This is a genomic window from Streptomyces sp. NPDC050423, from assembly GCF_040655445.1.
Lineage (GTDB): Bacteria > Actinomycetota > Actinomycetes > Streptomycetales > Streptomycetaceae > Streptomyces.
Map to the genome: position 1 here is coordinate 79,060 of NZ_JBFAJY010000031.1, position 17,742 is coordinate 96,801.

The 17,742-nt window shown below is 71.4% G+C and carries 16 protein-coding genes and 1 pseudogene; 10 read left to right on the forward strand and 7 right to left on the reverse strand.

Annotation, left to right across the window (positions count from 1 at the left end; translation table 11 throughout):
* Positions 1–58: 58 nt before the first annotated feature.
* The 3 genes and pseudogenes from AB0I52_RS22690 to AB0I52_RS22700 form a co-directional block, all read left to right on the forward strand.
* A complete protein-coding gene (locus tag AB0I52_RS22690; RefSeq protein WP_363075267.1) occupies positions 59–1,702 on the forward strand; it encodes an ATP-binding protein in 1,644 nt (547 codons plus the stop codon).
* A complete protein-coding gene (locus AB0I52_RS22695; protein ID WP_363075269.1) occupies positions 1,699–2,373 on the forward strand; it encodes a response regulator in 675 nt (224 codons plus the stop codon). The genes AB0I52_RS22690 and AB0I52_RS22695 overlap by 4 nt, the downstream gene beginning before the upstream one ends.
* 230 nt (positions 2,374–2,603) lie before the next feature.
* Positions 2,604–3,417, forward strand: a pseudogene (locus tag AB0I52_RS22700) (MFS transporter); the annotation flags it as partial.
* Between the two features lie 42 nt (positions 3,418–3,459).
* On the opposite strand, the gene AB0I52_RS22705 reads toward AB0I52_RS22700, so the two are convergent.
* Both AB0I52_RS22705 and AB0I52_RS22710 read right to left on the reverse strand, forming a co-directional pair.
* Positions 3,460–4,419, reverse strand: coding sequence for a formylglycine-generating enzyme family protein (locus tag AB0I52_RS22705; protein ID WP_363075271.1), 960 nt, complete (start codon positions 4,417–4,419; stop codon positions 3,460–3,462).
* Positions 4,416–5,639: an ROK family transcriptional regulator gene (locus tag AB0I52_RS22710; protein ID WP_363075273.1), complete on the reverse strand. Its 1,224-nt coding sequence runs from the start codon at positions 5,637–5,639 to the stop codon at positions 4,416–4,418. The genes AB0I52_RS22705 and AB0I52_RS22710 overlap by 4 nt, the downstream gene beginning before the upstream one ends.
* A gap of 206 nt (positions 5,640–5,845) precedes the next feature.
* On the opposite strand from AB0I52_RS22710, the gene AB0I52_RS22715 reads away from it, so the two are divergent.
* From AB0I52_RS22715 to AB0I52_RS22735, 5 genes are read left to right on the forward strand one after another with little or no spacing between them, the layout of a single operon-like run.
* A complete protein-coding gene (locus tag AB0I52_RS22715) occupies positions 5,846–7,333 on the forward strand; it encodes a sulfatase-like hydrolase/transferase (protein WP_363075275.1) in 1,488 nt (495 codons plus the stop codon).
* Complete coding sequence (locus AB0I52_RS22720) at positions 7,330–8,187, forward strand: ABC transporter permease (RefSeq protein ID WP_363075277.1); 858 nt, start codon at positions 7,330–7,332, stop codon at positions 8,185–8,187. The genes AB0I52_RS22715 and AB0I52_RS22720 overlap by 4 nt, the downstream gene beginning before the upstream one ends.
* A 2-nt stretch (positions 8,188–8,189) precedes the next feature.
* Positions 8,190–8,972 (forward strand): ABC transporter ATP-binding protein, encoded by a 783-nt coding sequence (locus tag AB0I52_RS22725; protein WP_363075279.1) that lies wholly within the window; start codon positions 8,190–8,192, stop codon positions 8,970–8,972.
* The gene (locus tag AB0I52_RS22730; protein ID WP_363075281.1) at positions 8,969–10,000 is read left to right on the forward strand and encodes an aliphatic sulfonate ABC transporter substrate-binding protein; all 1,032 of its coding nucleotides are present in this window, start codon (positions 8,969–8,971) and stop codon (positions 9,998–10,000) included. Before AB0I52_RS22725 ends, AB0I52_RS22730 begins: the two co-directional genes overlap by 4 nt.
* Entirely contained in the window at positions 9,997–12,273 is a 2,277-nt protein-coding gene (locus AB0I52_RS22735) for a DUF4838 domain-containing protein (RefSeq protein ID WP_363075283.1), read from the forward strand. Before AB0I52_RS22730 ends, AB0I52_RS22735 begins: the two co-directional genes overlap by 4 nt.
* A 96-nt stretch (positions 12,274–12,369) precedes the next feature.
* Here AB0I52_RS22735 and AB0I52_RS22740 read toward each other — a convergent pair whose 3' ends face one another.
* The 5 genes from AB0I52_RS22740 to AB0I52_RS22760 form a co-directional block, all read right to left on the reverse strand.
* Positions 12,370–12,864: an FBP domain-containing protein gene (locus tag AB0I52_RS22740; RefSeq protein ID WP_363075285.1), complete on the reverse strand. Its 495-nt coding sequence runs from the start codon at positions 12,862–12,864 to the stop codon at positions 12,370–12,372.
* A gap of 50 nt (positions 12,865–12,914) precedes the next feature.
* Positions 12,915–13,424, reverse strand: a complete 510-nt coding sequence (locus AB0I52_RS22745; protein ID WP_363075287.1) for an NUDIX domain-containing protein — start codon at positions 13,422–13,424, stop codon at positions 12,915–12,917.
* 93 nt (positions 13,425–13,517) lie between these two features.
* Positions 13,518–14,417, reverse strand: coding sequence for a hypothetical protein (locus AB0I52_RS22750; RefSeq protein ID WP_363075289.1), 900 nt, complete (start codon positions 14,415–14,417; stop codon positions 13,518–13,520).
* The gene (locus AB0I52_RS22755) at positions 14,414–15,427 is read right to left on the reverse strand and encodes an SPFH domain-containing protein (protein WP_363075291.1); all 1,014 of its coding nucleotides are present in this window, start codon (positions 15,425–15,427) and stop codon (positions 14,414–14,416) included. Before AB0I52_RS22755 ends, AB0I52_RS22750 begins: the two co-directional genes overlap by 4 nt.
* Positions 15,428–15,667: 240 nt before the next feature.
* On the reverse strand, positions 15,668–16,297 hold the full coding sequence (locus tag AB0I52_RS22760; protein ID WP_363075293.1) for a TetR/AcrR family transcriptional regulator: 630 nt from the start codon (positions 16,295–16,297) through the stop codon (positions 15,668–15,670).
* A 162-nt stretch (positions 16,298–16,459) separates the two neighbouring features.
* Here AB0I52_RS22760 and AB0I52_RS22765 point away from each other — a divergent pair, with 162 nt between their 5' ends.
* Entirely contained in the window at positions 16,460–16,924 is a 465-nt protein-coding gene (locus AB0I52_RS22765) for a hypothetical protein (RefSeq protein WP_363075295.1), read from the forward strand.
* Positions 16,921–17,742, forward strand: an 822-nt coding sequence (locus AB0I52_RS22770) for a hypothetical protein (protein WP_363075297.1), incomplete at its 3' end; no start/stop codon positions are given. The genes AB0I52_RS22765 and AB0I52_RS22770, both read left to right, overlap by 4 nt.

Sequence of the window (17,742 nt, forward strand, 5' to 3'; positions counted from 1 at the left end):
TATGTGACGTTTGAGACACTGCGTCTGCGTTGTGTCGGCATTGAAGATTGAGTTGATTGTGGTCACAACTTTTCGCCGTCATACCCTCGCGGGCGAGCTGCTGGTACTCCAGCTCTCCATCATCGTGGTGGTGCTGATGCCGGTCGCCGCCGTCTCGCTGACCCAGTCGGAAGAGGCCTTCGACCGGATCGAAGGCCGTCGGGTCACCGCGCTCGCCGAGCAGCTGGCGGTTCACCCCCTGGTGTCCAGTCAGCTTGGCCGGCCGTTGCCGGGTGACACGCTCGCTCCCCTCGTCCAGACCACGCTGACTCAGTCGGGCACCACCTCCGTGACGATCGCCGACAGCCGTGGCCGAATCGTCAGCTCGACGAACCCCACGGTGATCGGTACAAGGCTGCCGCTCGGCCCGGGCGTCGCCGAGGCCCGCGGCTGGTCCGGCGAGCTGGGCCCGGACGGTGACCGCGAACTGGTGGCCCAGGTGCCGGTGCTCAAAACGGCTCAACCCCACCTCGGCCGGCATCTCGGCACGGTGATGATCGGTGAGGTGTCACCGACGATATGGCAGCGGCTGCGTGGCGCGTCATCGGATCTGCTCGTCCACCTCGGCATCGCGAGCGGGCTCGGCCTGGTCGGATCGTGGCTGCTGGCCCGGCACACCAAACGCCAGACCCTCGGTCTGGAGCCACGGGAGATCGCGGGGCTCGCCGAGCACCGCGAGGCCATGCTGTACGGGATCGCGGAAGGCGTGATCGCCCTCGACCCGCAGCTGCGGCTCACCCTGGTGAACGAGGTCGGCAGGCAGCTGCTCGATCTGCCCGAGGACTGTGTGGGAATGAGCCTGGCCGATCTCCGGATCGAGGGCCGGCTGCACGACGTACTCGCCGGATCCCCCGGTGAGACCGAGCAGCGCGACGAAGTCGTCATACGCCGGAGCCGCGTGCTGGTGATGAACCGGATGGCCGTCACCAAGGACGGCCGCCGGCTCGGCTCGGTCACGACCCTGCGGGACCGTACCGAACTCGCGCGGCTGGAACGCGAGATCGGATCGTTCCGCAGCTCCGCCGAGCTGCTGCGCGCGCAGGCCCACGAGTTCGCCAATCAGCTGCACACGATTTCCGGGCTGATCCAGATCGGCAGGCACGACGATGTGGTGCAGTACGTCCGCGCGCTGAGCCGGCACCGCCAGTCGCTGGACACCACCCTGACCACACGGGTCCGTGACATGGCCGTCGGCGCTCTGCTGATGGCCAAGTCCTCGCTTGCGGCCGAACGGAAGGTCGTGCTGCGCATCTCGGAGCACACGGCGCTCGACCGGCTGGCGCCGGCGGACTCGGTGGACGTGGCGACGGTGATCGGCAACCTCGTCGACAACGCCGTCGATGCCGCGGCGGCGGGCGCCGACGATCACGATGCCTGGGTGGAGGTCGAACTGCGGCAGGACGCGTCCAGCGTGGAGATCGTGGTACGCGATTCGGGTCCGGGCGTGACGCCCGAGCTCGCCCAGGAGGTGTTCCTGCACGGCTTCACCACGAAGGCCGCCCAGGAGGGGGAGCGCGGCATCGGGCTGGCGCTCACCCGGCTAGTCTGCGAACGCCGGAGCGGCGAGGTCGCGGTGACCAACACGCCCGACGGCGCCATGTTCACCGCGAGAATGTCCGTCGACCGCCTGTCCGACGCGGTACCGGAAGGAGCTTCCCGATGATCGATGTGCTGGTCGTCGACGACGACTTCATGGTGGCGAGCATCCACCAGGCGTACGTCGACCGCGTCGAGTCCTTCCGGGTCGTCGGCACAGCGAACACCGGCGAGCAGACGATCACGGCCGTCGGCGAACTCCGGCCCGACCTGGTCCTGCTCGATCTCCATCTTCCGGACATGTTCGGTCTGGACATCATTCCCCGCCTGCGGGCCGACGGGCACGACTGCGACTTCATGGTGATCAGCGCCTCGCGCGAGGCCGACGCCGTCCGCCGCTCCGTCCGCCAGGGCGTGGTCAACTACCTGCTGAAGCCGTTCGACTTCGAGGACCTGCGTCCTCGCCTCGTGCAGTACGCCGCCCAGCGCGACAGCCTGCTCGCCACGGTCGTCAGAGGCCAGGCCGACGTGGACCGGGCACTGACCGGGGCCCACCTGCCGGCCTTGAGTGTCACGCTGCCGAAGGGTCTGAGCGTGGAGACCTCGAAGCTGATCGAACGCACCCTGTGCGGTACCGACGGAACGCTGTCCGCCACCGAGTGCGCGGCCCGGACCGGCGTCTCACGGGTCAGCGCCCGTCGTTACCTCGAATACTTCCACGACACCGGCCGCGCCGAACTGTCCCTGCGGTATGGATCCGCCGGCAGACCCGAGCGCCGCTACGGCTGGCTCGCCTGAGTTCGTCCGGGGCCGGTCCCCGGGGGACCACACGGTGCCCGCGAGGGGAACGCGACCCGCGCCCTCGAGCGGGCGAACGACCGCTTCACCGGAGCATCCGGACTGGCTGTCGACGGGGTCCGGGAATACTTGGCTCCCGTACGCGGCCGAGGGTACCTCCGACGGGTGGGATGGTCCCATGCAGAGCACAGCCGTACGCCCCGGCGGCGCCGACGACCCACTGGGTCCGGGCTGCAAGTGGTCGTGGCGGTCTGATGTTCATCCTGATCATCTGACTCCAGGGGATCTGGCTGCCCCGGCACGGCTACGGCTTCGAGCAGACCCCGCTGTGGGCCGGCATCTACATGCTGCCCCTGACGGTCGGATTCCTGATCGCGGGCCCCTTCTCCGGATGGGCCTCCGACCGCTTCGGCGCACGGCTCTTCACCACCGGCGGGATGCTCCTGGGCAGCCGCCACCTTCGTGGCGCTCAAACTGCTGCCGGTCGATTTCGACTATCCCGTCTTCGCCCTGATCCTCCTCGTCAACGGGCTGGCCACGGGACTGTTCGCCTCGCCCAACCGGGCGGCGATCATGAACAGTCTGCCGCCGGACCAGCGTGGTGTGGGCGCGGGGATCAGCACCACCTTCCAGAACTCGGCGACGGTGCTGTCGATCGGCATCTTCTTCTCGCTGATGATCGCCGGGCTGGCGAGTTCGCTGCCGCACACGCTCGCCCACGGACTCACCGAGCAGGGCGTGCCGTCCGCCGACGCGGCACGCGTCGCGGCCCTGCCGCCCGTCGGCGTGCTGTTCGCGGCGCTCCTGGGATACAACCCGGTGCGCAGGCTGCTCGGCCCGGAGACACTGGCGCAGCTGGCCACCAGCCACGCCGACTACCTCACCGGACGGGCGTTCTTCCCGACGCTGATCTCCGAACCGTTCGAGCACGGCCTCTCCGTCGCCTTCGACTTCGCCAGCGCGGCGTGCCTGGTGGCCGCGGTCGTCTCGCTGCTCCGCGGCGGCCGCTACATCCACGGCGAGACGACGACCACGAAGGCATGACCGCATCGCGACGCGGGGGACCGGTCCTGCGGGCCGGTACACCTACAGCGCGCAGCGGAAGCCGCCGTGGCCCGTCGTGCTGTCGGGGGTGTTGGAGGTGCGGGCGGCGATCCGGTAGCGGTTGCAGTAGGAGCGGTGGCACAGGTACGAGCCGCCGCGCAGCACCCGGTTCTCGCCGTGCGGCGGTCCGGCGGGATCGGTGCGGGTCTCGGGGCGGTCGGCGCGGTGCCAGTCGGCGCTGAACCGGTCGGCGCACCATTCCCAGACGTTGCCCGACGCGTTGTACAGGCCGAAGCCGTTGGGGGCGTAGGCCTTGACGGGTGCGGTGCCCGTGCAGCCGTCCACGCGCGTGTCGCGTACCGGGAAGTCGCCCTGCCAGATATTGCAGCGGTGCCGGCCGTTCGGGGTGAGGTCGTCGCCCCAGGGGAACCGGGCCCGGACGAGTCCGCCGCGGGCGGCCTTCTCCCACTCGGCCTCGGTGGGCAGCCGCTTGCCGGCCCATCGGGCGTAGGCCGTCGCGTCGTTCCACGACACATGGACCACCGGGTGGTCCCGGCGGTCGCCGATCGAGGTGCCCGGTCCCTCGGGGGCCCGCCAGTGCGCTCCGCTCACCGCGCGCCACCAGGGGGCGCCGGGTACGGCTGCGGGCAGTACGGCATGGCGTGCCGCCGGGGGCACGAAGGAGCCGAACACATAGGACCAGCCGATGAGTTCGGCCTCGGTGCGGTAGCCGGTGGCCTTGGTGAAGACGGCGAACCGGGCATTGCTGACGCAGGCCGCGTCGATGTGGAACGGCCCGGTCGTGACCTCCCGTACCGGCCCCTCGCCGTCGTCCGGGAACGCGTCTGGGTCCTCGCCGCCCATCAGGAACGGTCCGCCCGGTACGGCGACCATGCCGCGCAGGAGGTCGGCCGTGCCGCGTACGGGCACGGCGAAGTCCGCCGGGGGAGCGGCGGTCGCCGTTTGCGTGCTCTCGCGGCCGGGCCCGCAGCAGGCGTTCACCGTGCGGTCTCCGGGTCGGGCACGCCGGGTGCCGGCCGGTCGAGCAGTTCCGCCAGATCCTGGCCGGTGGTGCGCAGCAGCAGGGCGACGCCGCCGAGCGCTGCCGCCTCACCGCCGAGGGTGGAACCGCGCACCTCGATGGTGCGGGGAGCGGAGGGCAGGGAGAGCGCGGCGAGCTGTTCCCGGATGGGGGTGAGGACGAGGCCGTCCAGGGCCGCCGGTTCGCCGTAGACGACGATGCACTCCGGGTCGACCTGTGCGGCGAGGGCGGCGAGGACCCGGCCCGCGACGACGGCCGCGGTCCGGACCACGTCGGCGGCGTCCGGCTGGCCCTCGGCGGCGAGGGCGATCAGCTCCGCGGCGTCGCGCGCCCTGACCCCGCGGTCGGCGCAGGCGGCGAGCAGGGCGGGGACGGAGATGAGCCCCTCCAGGCAGCCGCGGCCACCGCAGTGGCAGGGCTTCCCCTCGGGATCGCAGCTGGTGTGGCCGATCTCGCCGGCCGCGCCATGGGCGCCGTGTACCAGCGCGCCATTGACGACGAGTCCGCCGCCGACCCCTTGCGACCAGCGCAGATAGACAGCGTTGTCGAATCCGCGGGCGGCGCCCCAGGTCACCTCGGCGAGTGCGGCGAGCCGGGAGTTGTTGTCCGTGAGCACGGGGGCGTCGAAGTGCCTGCCCAGCTCGGCGGCGACGTGGCCGGCGAACGGCGTCATCGTGCGCGGGTCGCCGGAGGCCGGGTTCTGCACGAAACCGGGGAGACCGAGGCCGATGCCCTCGACGGGCGCGAGGCTGATGCTCTCGCGCCGCACCAGATCCTCGACGGCGCGGATCGCCTGCGCGGCACGTTCGGCCGCTCCGCTCTCCGCCGGTACGGGGGCGCTGCAGCGGCCGACGATCTCGTGGGCGCAGTTGGCCACGACCACGTGGATCCGGTGGCGCTGGAGGTCGATGCCGATCAGCTCGGCCCCGCGGGAGTTGAGGGAGATCTCCAGGGCCGGCCGGCCGCGGCCACGCGGCTGCCCCGGATCGGGGGCCGGCTGTTCGATGACGGCCTTGCGCTCCAGCAGATCGGACACGATCGCGAACAGGGTGGTACGGGAGAGCCCGACCCGCTCCTTCAGCTCGCCGCGGCTCAGCGCGCCCGACCTGCGCAGTTCACCGAGTACGGCGGCTTCATTGGCCCTGCGCAGGCGCTGCAGGGCATCGGTGCGTTCCGTCATGGACGCATGGTCGATCGGTCAAGGTGTTTCTGTCAATGCACGGGACGAATTCACACAATGTTTATTCCCAAGGGTTGACGTAAAAAAGTCGACGTCCCTACAGTTCCGGTCATTCGGCTGCACCGGCACACGCCGAAGCACCGCCGGACCGGGCATCGGCCGGGTCCCGGCAGCACAGTGAGCGACCTTTCGAAAGGGCGGCCCGAGTGGCTCCGCGCAACGTCCTCTTCCTGATGACCGACCAGCACCGGGTCGACACCCTGGGCTGTTACGGCAACCCACTCGTCGACACCCCCGCCCTCGACGCCCTGGCGGCCGGGGGAACCCGCTTCGACCGCTTCTACACCCCGACCGCGATCTGCACCCCGGCCCGCGCCTCGCTGGCCACCGGCCTCCACCCGTTCCGCCACGGGATGCTGAACAACCCCGAGCGCAACGGCGGGAGCAAGGACGAACTTTCCGACGAAAGTCCCACGCTCTGGGGCCAGTTGATGGAGCAGGGCTATTCGGTGGGCCATGTCGGCAAGTGGCACATCGGCCGCGAGCGCGGCCCCGAGTTCTACGGCCTGGACGGCGAGCACCTGCCCGGCGCCCTCAACCCCGTACACCACCCCTCGTACGAGAAGTGGCTGGAGGGCAACGGCTTCCCGCCCTTCTCGGTACGCGAGCCCGTCTTCGGGACCGCCGCCAACGGCACGGGCCGCGGGCACCTCATCGCGGGCCGGCTCCAGCAGCCCGCCGAGGCCACCATCGAGGCCTTCCTCACCGACCGCACACTCGGCCTGCTGGACCGCTACGCCGGTGAATGGAAGGCGAACGGCACGCCGTTCATGCTGTCCTGCCACTGGTACGGCCCGCATCTGCCGTATCTGATCCCCGACCACTACTACGACCTGTACGACCCCGCCGACGTCCCGCTGCCCGCCTCGATGGCCGAGACCTTCGCCGGGAAGCCCGAGGTGCAGCGCCAGTACAGCGCGTACTGGTCCTCCGACGGATTCGACGCCGCCGCCTGGCGCAAGCTCATCGCCGTCTACTGGGGCTACGTCACGATGATCGACCACCAGGCCGGACGGCTGATCGAGGCACTCAGGGGGCACGGCCTGTGGGACGACACCGCGGTCGTCTTCACCGCAGACCACGGTGAGTTCACCGGCGCCCACCGGCTCAACGACAAGGGCCCGGCGATGTACGAGGACATCTACCACATCCCCGGCATCGTCCGCGTCCCCGGCGCCCCCGCTCAGGTCAGCGACGACTTCGCCAGTCTCATCGACCTCAATCCGACCATCCTCGAACTGGCCGGAGCACCCGTGCCCGCCCCGTGCGACGGCACCAGCCTGCTGCCGCTGCTGCACGGGGCCGAGGCCGGGGACACCCGCGACGAGATCGTCGCCGAATTCCACGGCCACCACTTCCCGTACTCGCAGCGCATGCTCCGCGACCGGCGCCACAAGCTGGTCCACAACCCGGAGAGCGTGCACGAGCTGTACGACTTGGAGACCGACCCGCACGAACTGCACAACGTGTACGGGGCGCCCGCCTACGCCCAGGTCCGGCGCGACCTCACCGTGCGCCTCTACCGCGAACTGCTGCGCCGCGGCGACCCGGCCTACACCTGGATGAGCTACATGGCCGACATCGGCGGCGACCGGGCGGCGGACGTCGACGGAGTCGCGGAGGAGGTGGCATGAGGACACCGGTCGACGCCCCCGTGGAACGCCGGGGCGAGCGCGCGGCCCCGGAAGACGCGACGAGCCCGAAGCGCACGGGGAACGCCGGGAAGAAGGCGCGGGGGACCGGCCGGCTCACCGCGGTGCTGCTCGCCCTCGCATCCGCCGCGCTGGGCCTGCTCGTCTGGGCCGTCCTCGCGAACAGCGGCATCAACGACTTCCCCGGACCCGTCGTCGTGGCCCGCCGCGCGGGTGAACTCATCGCCGACGGCACCCTCTTCGCCGACGCGGGCGCCAGCCTGAAGCGGGTACTCATCGGCTACGTACTCGGTGTCGTGCTGGCCGTACCGGTCGGCTTCCTCATGGGCTGGTACCCGGTCGTGCGCAGGCTGATCGACCCGTGGCTGCAGTTCTTCCGCATGGTGCCGCCCCTCGCGATCATCCCGCTCGCCATCGTCCTCATGGGCATCGACGAGACCCCGAAGATCTTCGTGATCTTCCTGGCCTCGTTCCTGTCGTCCGTCGTCTCCACCTACCAGGGCGTCGTCGCCGTCGACGTCACCCTCGTCAACGCCGCCCGGGTGCTCGGTGCCCGGGACCCCCAGGTCTTCCTCGGCGTCGTCATACCCGCGTCCACCCCCTTCATCCTGGTCGGCATGCGGATCGGGCTCGGCGCCTCCTGGGCGACCGTCGTCGCCGCCGAACTCATCGCGGCCCAGGACGGGCTGGGTCACCGGATGCAGCAGGCACAGGTATTCCTCGACCTGCCGACCATCTTCGTCCAGCTCATCGCGATCGGCGCGATCGGCCTCGCCATGGACCGGCTGCTGCTCCTCGCCGAGCGCAGGCTCACCCACTGGCAGGAACGGCGGTAACCATGCCCACCATCAACTTCCGCGAAGTCACCCGGGACTTCGCCGTCAAGGACGGCGACTTCCTGGCCCTGGACCGGGTCAGCCTCGACATCGACGACGGAGAGTTCGTAACCGTCGTCGGCCCCTCCGGCTGCGGCAAGAGCACCCTGCTGAACATCGCCGCCGGACTCCTCGACGCCACCGGCGGGGAGGTGACCGTGGACGGCGTCCCCGTCCACGGCCCCGCCCCCGAACGAGGCGTCATCTTCCAGCAGTACGCGCTCTTCCCCTGGATGACGGTCGCCGGCAACGTCGAGTACGGACTCAAGGTCGCGGGTGTCGGGAAGGCGGAGCGCCGGCGCCGGGCCCGCGAGGTCATCGAGCTCGTCGGCCTCACCGACTTCGCGGACTCCCTGCCCAAGACCCTCTCCGGAGGCATGAAGCAGCGCTGCGCCATCGCCCGTGCGTACGCGGTGGACCCGAAGGTCCTCCTGATGGACGAGCCCTTCGGCGCCCTGGACTCCCTCACCCGGGTCCGGATGCAGGAGTCGCTCCTCGACACCTGGGGCCGCGACCGGCGCACCGTCATGTTCATCACCCACGACGTGGACGAGGCGGTCTTCCTCGCCAACCGCGTCGTCGTCATGGCGGCCCGCCCCGGCCGCATCCACACGGTCATCCCCGTCACGCTGCCCTATCCGCGTACCGAGGAACAGCGGCTCTCGCCCGAGTTCGCCGAACTGCGTGCCCAGGTGTGGCACGCCGTCCACCACCAGCCGGCCCCGCTCGAAGGAATGGTGTCATGAAGTCGATCCGTGCCGTCGGCCGCCGTACGGCCGGCCTGCTCCTGGCCCTGTCGCTCGTATCCGTCGCCACCGGCTGCGGGGGCGACTCCGCCTCGGACGCCGCGGACGGCGGACCGCAGAAGGTGAAGTTCGGCTACATCGCCGACTACAGCGGCTCCGTCGCGCTCGCCGTCGCCCAGAAGCAGGGGCTGTGGAAGAAGTCGGGCGTCACCCCCGAACTGAAGGTCTTCACCAACGGGCCGCTCCAGGTCCAGGCGCTGGGATCCGGCAGTCTGGACTTCGGCTACCTCGGCCCCGGCGCACTGTGGCTGCCCGCCTCCGGGCGCGCGTCCATCGTCTCCGTCAACATGCTGGGTCTGGCCGACCGGGTCATCGCCCGGCCCGGATCCGGCATCGAGAAGCCCGCCGATCTCAAGGGCAAGAAGGTGGCCGTCGCCGAAGGCACCTCCGGCGACATGATCCTCGACCTGGCGCTGAGCGAGGCCGGTCTGAAGCCGGACGACGTCACGAAGGTCGCCATGGACGCCTCGACCGTCGTCACGGCGTTCTCGTCAGGCAAGGTCGACGCGGCGGCCACCTGGTACCCGCTGATCGACACGATGAAGAAGAACGTCCCCGGTCTCAAGGAGATCAGCCGGACCCAGGACTACTACCCCAAGCTGACCTTCCCGAACGTCTTCGTCACCCAGCCGAAGCTGGCCTCCGGGAACCCGGAACTGGTCAAGAAGGTGACCGGGGTGCTCAAGGAGGCCGGTGACTGGATCGCGGCGCATCCCGAGGAGTCGGAGACCGTCAGCGCCGACTTCCTGAAGCTGCCGGCCGGTCAGCTCAAGGGCTCCACCAAGTACGTGAAGCTCCTTCCCTCCGCCGAGCTGACGAAGCTCAGCAAGGACGGGACGGTCGACGGCTGGTTCGACGAACTGGCCGCGATGTTCGGCCGGATGGGGAAGCTGCCCAAGCCGGGCAAGGCCGAGGACTACTACCTCGGCGACCTGTACGCCGAGGCCGGAAAGGCGGACCGCTCATGAACGGCTCCAGTGACGCCACCGCACCGAGCGCCATGAGAGCGAGCGCCGTGAGACGGCGCGGATTCCTCGTGGGGGCGGCCGGCCTGACCGGCGCCACCCTGCTGCCGGCGCTCACCGCCACCGATGCCGCGGCGGACACCGTCCGGGCGGCCGGCGCCCCGCTCCGGGCGGTCTCCGGCGGCCGGGCCCGTGCCGCCGTGCTCTGGTGGGGCGCGGGCAGCGCCGAATTCGCCGCCACCGAACTGCGCGACTACGTCCGCAGGATCACCGGTGTCCGGCTGCCGCTGCGCGCCGTACCCGGCCCCTCGGCGCCCGAGGGCGTCACCGGTCTGGTGGCGCTGAGCGCGGGCACCGGGAAGTGGGGCGGGATCCCCGCGAGCGCACTGGCCGACGCCGGACGTGAACTCCACGGTGCGCCGGAGGACTCCTTCACCCTGCTCGGCGACGACACCTGCCTCCTGCTGACGGGACAGGGCGACCGGGCCCCGCTGTACGCCGTCTACGCGCTCCTGGAGCGTGCCGGTGTGCGCTTCTTCGCCCCGGCCTTCCCCGCGTACGAGGGCCACCACGAGCACATACCGAGCGCCCGCACCCTCGACCTCCCGCCCGTGCGCCTCACCGACCGGCCGGCCACGGAACTGCGGCGGCAGTACGCCGAGGAGGGGTTCAGCCACACCGCGGCGAGCCTGCCGCCGCTGCTCGACTGGATGGCCAAGAACCGGCTCAACACCTTCGTCCACCCGGCCGACTACCTCGGCCTCGGCGTCACCACGTACGACCGGGTGCGCGACGTGCTGGTCCGCGAGGCCGGCCGGCGCTCCATCCGTATCGAGACCGGCGGCCACGGCTACGACAGCTTCCTGCCGAAGGCCGACTACCCGCAGTTCTACGAGTCCGGCGGCCCGGTCTTCGACATCTACAACCCGCAGGCACTGGACGCCTACGTGTCCAAGGTCGTCGACTTCCTGCGGGAGCGCCCCGAGATCACTCTCTTCGACTGCTGGCCACCGGACGTCGGCGCCTTCCAGAAGCCCGTCCTCGACCGGTACGGCACCGCGTCCAACGCGGAGTCGGTGGTCGTCAACCAGCTCGCCCGGGTGCTGCGCGAGGAACTGCCCGGGGTCCGGGTCGAACGGATCGCGTACGCGTCCACCGTGCAGCCGCCCGGTCCGCAGTACCCCTGTGACCCCGAGGTCGTGGTGGACTTCGCCCCCTACTCCCGGAACTACGACGGGCATCTGGGTGACCCCGCGGTGGGCGCCAACACCGGCCTGGCGAACGCGTTGCGGGCCTGGCGGTCCACACACGGGGGTCCGCTCGCGATGTACGAGTACTACCGGCGCTACCGCTGGCGAAGCCTTCCGGTCCACCCGCTCACCACCATCGCGGCCGACGCCGCCTTCGAGTCGGGGCTCGGTCTCGACGGCATCGGCATGTACAGCGAGCCGGGCGACTGGATCACGTACGAGCATGTCCAGAGCCTGGTCGCCGCGCTGGCCTGGGACAGCGCTCTGGACGCGGGCGGCTTTCTCGACGGCTACCTGCGGGCCCGGTTCGGCGCGGGCGCGGCCGACGCGGCGCGGCGCTATTACGACCTGACGGGCCTGGACCCCGACACCCACGGCCCCGGCGTGCTCACCGCGAACTACGGGCAGGCACGGGCGGCGCTCCAGGAGGCGGCCGGGCGGACGGAGGAGCCCGCGCCCCGCACCCTGCTCGACCGGCTGATCCGCAACGTCGACATCGCACTGGCCGACATGAGGATCGGACTCGCACCGGCCGGCAGCACCGAACTCGACGCCGCACGCCGGGAGTACCGGGCGCTCGTGCACCGCAACCGGTTCAACGGCATCTGCCTGCCCAACATGCAGGCATGGTGGCGCTGGAACGGTCCGGACGGCCAGGCGCCGTACGACGACGCCCGGATCCGCCAGGATGTCGTCGACACCTACGCGAGCCCGGCGGCCGGGTTCGGCGATCCGGGATTCCTGGTGCTCGAACGGGACGGTGACCCCGTCGCGCTCGACGTGGAGGCCCAGGACGTCGACTTCGCCGGCCACACCGTCCACTGGACGGCCACCGCGCCCGACGGAGTCGTCCTGGAGCCGTCGGAGGGCACGCTGAAGGTGCGCGGTACCCGGGGCGCCGCCGCCCGGGTGGCCGTACGGGCCACCGCGGACGCGGCGGCCGGCGCGCACCCGGTCACCCTGGAGTTCCGGCTGGCCGACGGGACCCGGCTGGTCCCCTCCCGTGTGGAGGCCGACATCCGCTGACCGGGGCGGTACGTCCCGACCGGCTCCTCGGCATCCGTCCGACGGAGCCGGTCATCCGAAGACGCCCTGCTCGGACCCTTCCCGTGCACCCCCCGCTCAGCTGAAGAGCTTGGCCACGAACGCGGAGAGATTGGCCGTGGTGCGGGCGATCTGCTCCTCCGTCGTCAGCGACTCCTTGAAGCGTGCGCCCGAGGCCACGGCTTTCTTCCCCCGTACGTAGAGCGAGCAGGCCAGGTCGGTGCACATGTACAGGCCGACCGAATTGCCCTCGCGCCCCGCCGGTCCGGCCTTGCGGGCGGTCATCAGCGAGACCCCGGTGCCGGGATGCGTGGTCAGACAGAGCGAGCACATGCTCCGGTGCAGGAAGCCGCGCTGCTGGGACGGGAAGCGGAGCGTGATGCCCGCAGGGCGGCCGTCGTGCTCGGTGACGATGTAACTGCGCCCGGGAGCGGAGAGATCACGCCAGCCGAGGAAGTCCAGATCCTCCCACGGCAGCTCCTCAAGATCGCGGGGGAGCGGCAGACGCCCGGCTTCCCCCTTGGAGCAATTGACGAACGATGCGCGGATGTCCTGCTCGGTCACGGCCTTCATGCAGCCGACGCTAACTCTGCCTACGATCCCTAGGCAAATGAATAAATGATTTAGGGGTTCACCTTTGCATCCTCGGGCAGTACGGAGAGCCGGTGCGCGGGCGGGTGCTCGATGCCGAGATCGGGGCGCCAGGCCGCGAGGATCTGCGCGGAGGGGTCGAACAACGGCGTCGGCAGCGCTTCGGGCCGGGTCCACTGCCAGGCGCTGATGAGATGGGGTTCGGTCACCTCGGGGCTGCCCGACTCCACCGTGACCAGGGCGGCCATCGACACCCGGTTGATGCCGCCGACCACGTCGTGCAGCATCGCGAAGACGCCCATGTCGCGCTCGGTGACCGCCAGCCCCGTCTCCTCGCGGAGCTCCCGAACCGCCGCCGCCGCGATGGACTCGTGCGTCGGATCGACCTTCCCGCCGGGCAGCTCCCAGGTGCCGCTGTGGTGCCGGCCGAGCAGGATGCGTCCCTGCGTGTCCTGCACGATCACGCCCACGCCCAGCGCGGCCTGGGCCAGGGGCGGACGGGAGTTGCGGGCGGGGATCCGCGACGCCGCATCGCTGTCCATGATGCTCCTCGTGATGATCGGTGACCGGTGGTCCGGTACGGGGCGTCGAGCCTACGGCGCGCCACGGGGAGGGCTGCCCCGGCGGGGCGACGGTCACACGGTGAGCCGCAGCGACGTGGGCGAGATGCCGAGCCGCACGGACTGCCCCCACGTCAGCTCCAGCGCGTCCGCCTCCATGCCGTCACCGAAGACCACCAGCCGGTCGGACTCCACGGTCAGCCGCAGCCCCTGCCCGTGGCCCAGTTCGCCCGAGACCAGCGAGGTGCCGGTGACCGGCGACGGCCAGGCCTCCCGGACGAACCAGAGCAGCCGGGAGTCTGTGGGGCCCGGCAGGGTGAGCGGGCTGCGGCGTTCCTGCCACACGGAGCGCAGCCAGCCGGTGGCGCCCGTGCCGGTGCCGACCAGGACGCCGGAGGAGGCCTGCGGTTCGGCGGGGGAGTCCGCCGCGTCCGGGCCGAGCCGGTAGCGGGCCGTCTGGTGCCCCGGCGGGCCGAGGTAGATCTCGTTGAGGGCCAGCAGTCGCTGGGTGTCGTCGGCCACCGCCTCGACCATGGTGAGCTCGTCCGCCGCGCCGCCCGGCGTCACGGCCGCGCGCAGCAGCGCCGCCGCGTCGGCGGGCCGGTGGCGGACCAGGACTCCGGGATTGCGTCCGGGATCGGAGTCGATGCCGACGACCGGCTGGCCGGAGAGGTACTTGGCGGCGTTGGCGACCAGACCGTCCTGGCCGACCACGACCACCACGTCCTCGGGTGCGAACAGGAACCGGTCCAGATCCTGGCGCTCCACGCGGGACTGGCGCCACTGCAGCGGAACGGCCGCCGCCACATCGGCGAGCGCCTGCCGGCTCCGTTCGTGCCGCCGGGCGACCTCCTCGATGGACCGGCCCCGGCTCGTCAGGAAGAACGCGGCCTGGCCGTGGGTGCCGTGCCGGGCGAGCAACTCCTCGTACTCGGTGGTGCGGTGCACCAGAACCGCTCTCGGGGCCAGGCTCATGCCCGGGTCTCCGGGGTGGACCGGCCGAGCTTGGTGAGCAGGCCGGTGAGGACGTCGGGCGAGAGGGTGAGGCTGTCGATGCGCGGCAGGTTCTCGGCGAGCCGGGTGGCGGCCAGCGCGTGCAGGGTCGCGGCCTCCACCTCTCCGTGCACCCGCAGCCAGGCCGCCTGGGACTCGGCGCGGGCCGCGCCGACCTCGCGCGCCGATTCGGCCTCGGCGCGGGCGAGGCGAACCTTGCGCGCCGCCTCGGCCTCGGCCCGTACGCCGTCGGCTGCCGCGTTCTCCTCCGCCTCGCGCCGGGTGTTGGTGCCGCGCTGCTCGACCAACTGCTCCTCGCGGCGGGCGAGTTCGATCTGACTGGCGAGCTCGTTCTCTGCGATGGTCCGCTCGCGCTCGACGGCCACGGCCCGCCGTTCGTACGTCGCCCGGTCGGCCTCCTGCTGGATCTGCTCGCGGGCGGGGGTGCGCAGGGCCCGCTCCACCTCGGCCTCGGGCCGGATGGCGACGACGCGTACCGCCACCACCTCGATCCCGGTCGCGGGCAGCCGGGGCTCGTCGGCCAGGCCGGCGGCGACGCGTTCGCGTACGGCGGCGACGCCGTCGACCAGCGCACCGGCCAGCGGGGTACGGGCCAGCACGTCCAGGGTGTGCTGCTGGGCCGTCTCGGTGAGCAGCGTCGCGATCTGCTCCAGCGGTGCGCCGCGCCAGACGCCGGAGTCCGGGTCGACGGAGAAGTCCAGGCGCGCGGCGGCCTCGGCCGGATCGCTGATGCGGTACGTCACGGTGGCCTGCACGGTGACGTCCTGGAAGTCGGCCGTGCGGGCGTGGAACGCCATGGCCAGTTCGCGGTCGTTGACCGGCACTTCGGAGAGCGCGGCGCTGAGCGACCGGTACCAGAAGCTCAGTCCCGCCCCGTCGTGGGCGAGCCGGCCGCGCTTGTGGTGGCGGATGTGAGCGGTGGGCGCCGAGCGCAGATGGCGCCAGCCGAAGCGCCTGGTGATGTCGGCCATGAGAGGACCCCTTTGTTTTCGTCATTGAGACGATAAAGGCGGTCGAGTCATATCGTCAAGAGGACGAGAAGAAGGGGGTGGGCACGATGGCGACGGATGCCCGCCGAACGTGCCGCACGAAAACGGGCGGCCGGTGACCTCCGAAGAAGTCACCGGCCGCCCGGATGGTGCGCCGCCCCCGTCCCCACGGTGCGGCGCGGGCGGGTCGTCGTCATCCGCTGGGACGACGGCCCACGTCTGTCAGGACCCGGTCGCCGGGGCGTCCAGGCCGAGTGCGGGAAAGACCGCGCCCTCCACGAAGCGGACGAGGAAGGCCTCGTCCGCGTAGGCTCCCTCCAGCAGGGGCCGGGCACGCATCACGCCCAGCAGCTGCGCGGAGACGAACTCCGTGGCGGGGTTGTCGGCCGCCACTTCGCCTCGCTCCACGCCGCGGCTGACCATGGCGTCCAGCGCCGCCAGCTCCGGCAGGATCAGCGCTTCGCGCAGCGCGCACAGCAGCTCCGGGCTCTGGAGCGCGGCGTGACTCAGGGCCAGCATCAGCGGGGTGTCGCGTCCGGACCCCGCGCCGATGGCCTTCGCCGCCTCGCGCAGGTCTCCCGCCAGTGTGCCCGTGTCGATCCGCGGCAGCAGTCCGCGCCGGGTGCCGTGCAGTGCGGCGACGACCAGCTCCGGCTTGGAGCCCCACTGACGGTAGAGCGTCGACTTGCCGCAGCGCGACCTGGAGGCGACGCCCTCCATGGTGAGTGACTCGTAGCCGCTCTCCCTGAGCATGTCGAGGACGGCCGTGTAGAGCTCCTGCGCCCGCTCCGGCGTGATCTTCGAGCGGCGTGGCGCGCGGGCCGTCTCCTGCTCGGTTTCCTGTGACGACATGCGCGTTCCCTCTCTGCGGCTCTGCGACGAGGTCTATCGATACGCCAGTGTACCGATACGTGAGTGTTCCGATACGTTCGCGTATCGGTACACTGGCGTATCGATACGGCAGGGACCGGTCCATGCCGTAGTGACACCGCTTCGTCAGCAAAGGGGCACCGGGTGATGTTCGCCGGCAGCAGGCCCGCAGATCGGGAGCCGGACAGTTCTGCCCGACCGCCCCTCGTCCGCGAGCTACTTCTCGTCGTGGGACTCTTCGTGATCCACAAGTTCGGCCGCCGGGCGGCCGACGGTCACGTCGATGAGGCGTTCCACAACGCCGGACGGGTCGGCCTGGTCGTCGCGACCCGCTCCCGGTGGCGCCGGCTGTGGCTGCTGTACCCGGCGATCACCCTGTTCGTCCTAGTCGGCACCGCCAGCCACTACTGGCTCGACTGGATCGTGGTGGCCGCACTGCTCCCGGCGGTCCTGAGCCGTGTCCGCGAAGTCCCGTCCGGCCTGCGCCTGCCGCGCGCGGAACCGGTCCGGGCGCACATCCCCTGGCCGGCCGCCGCCACCGGTTACGCGGTTCCCGCGCAGGCCGACCGCCACTCCTCGTCCTGCGTCCCGTCCGGAGCCGGACGGTGAACGCCACCCTGATCGCCGTCGCGCTGTCCCTGGTCTCCGCCGCCGCCTACGCGTCGGCCGCGGTGGCGCAGGCACGGCTCGCCGGGCGCACCGCACCCGGTACCGGGACGCTCCGGCTGCTCGGGCGCGGCGCATGGTGGTCGGCCGTCGGGCTGAACGCCGGCGGCGCGCTGCTGCACGTCGCCGCGTTGAACTACGGCCCGCTCACCCTCGTCCAGCCGCTCGGCGCCCTCACCCTGGTGGCCGCCGTCCCGCTGGGCGCCCGCGCGGCCGGACGCCGCGTCTCCACGACCGAGTGGCGCGGCACCCTGCTCACCCTGCTCGGCCTCGGCGCCCTGCTGATGACCGCGGGCGGTTCCGCCCCGCACGAGACCCTCACCCTGGTCGAGGCCCTGGCCGTCGGCGCCGGAACCATGGCGGTCGTCGCGGGCCTCAGCCGTCCGGGCGCCCGCCCGGGGCTGCGGCACGCGGCGGCCTCCGGCATCACCTCCGGAGTCGCCTCCGCGCTCACTCAGACGCTGACCGTCGCCGTCACCGACCACACCACGGGCCCGCTGTTCAGCTGGCGTCTGGTGGTCGTCGCCGTGCTCGTATCGACCTTCGCACTGGGCGGGCTGCTGCTCTCCCAGACCGCCTACCGCGGCGGCCTCGGCGCACCGCTCGCCGTCGTCACCCTCGCCAACCCGGTCGCCGCGGCGGCCATCGGTCTGGCCCTGCTCGGGGAGCGCCTCCAGGGCGGGACGATCAGCCTGATCCCGGCGCTGCTGGGCGCGGCCGCCGCCGTACGCGGAGTGTTCCTGCTCAGCCGCGCGCAGGCC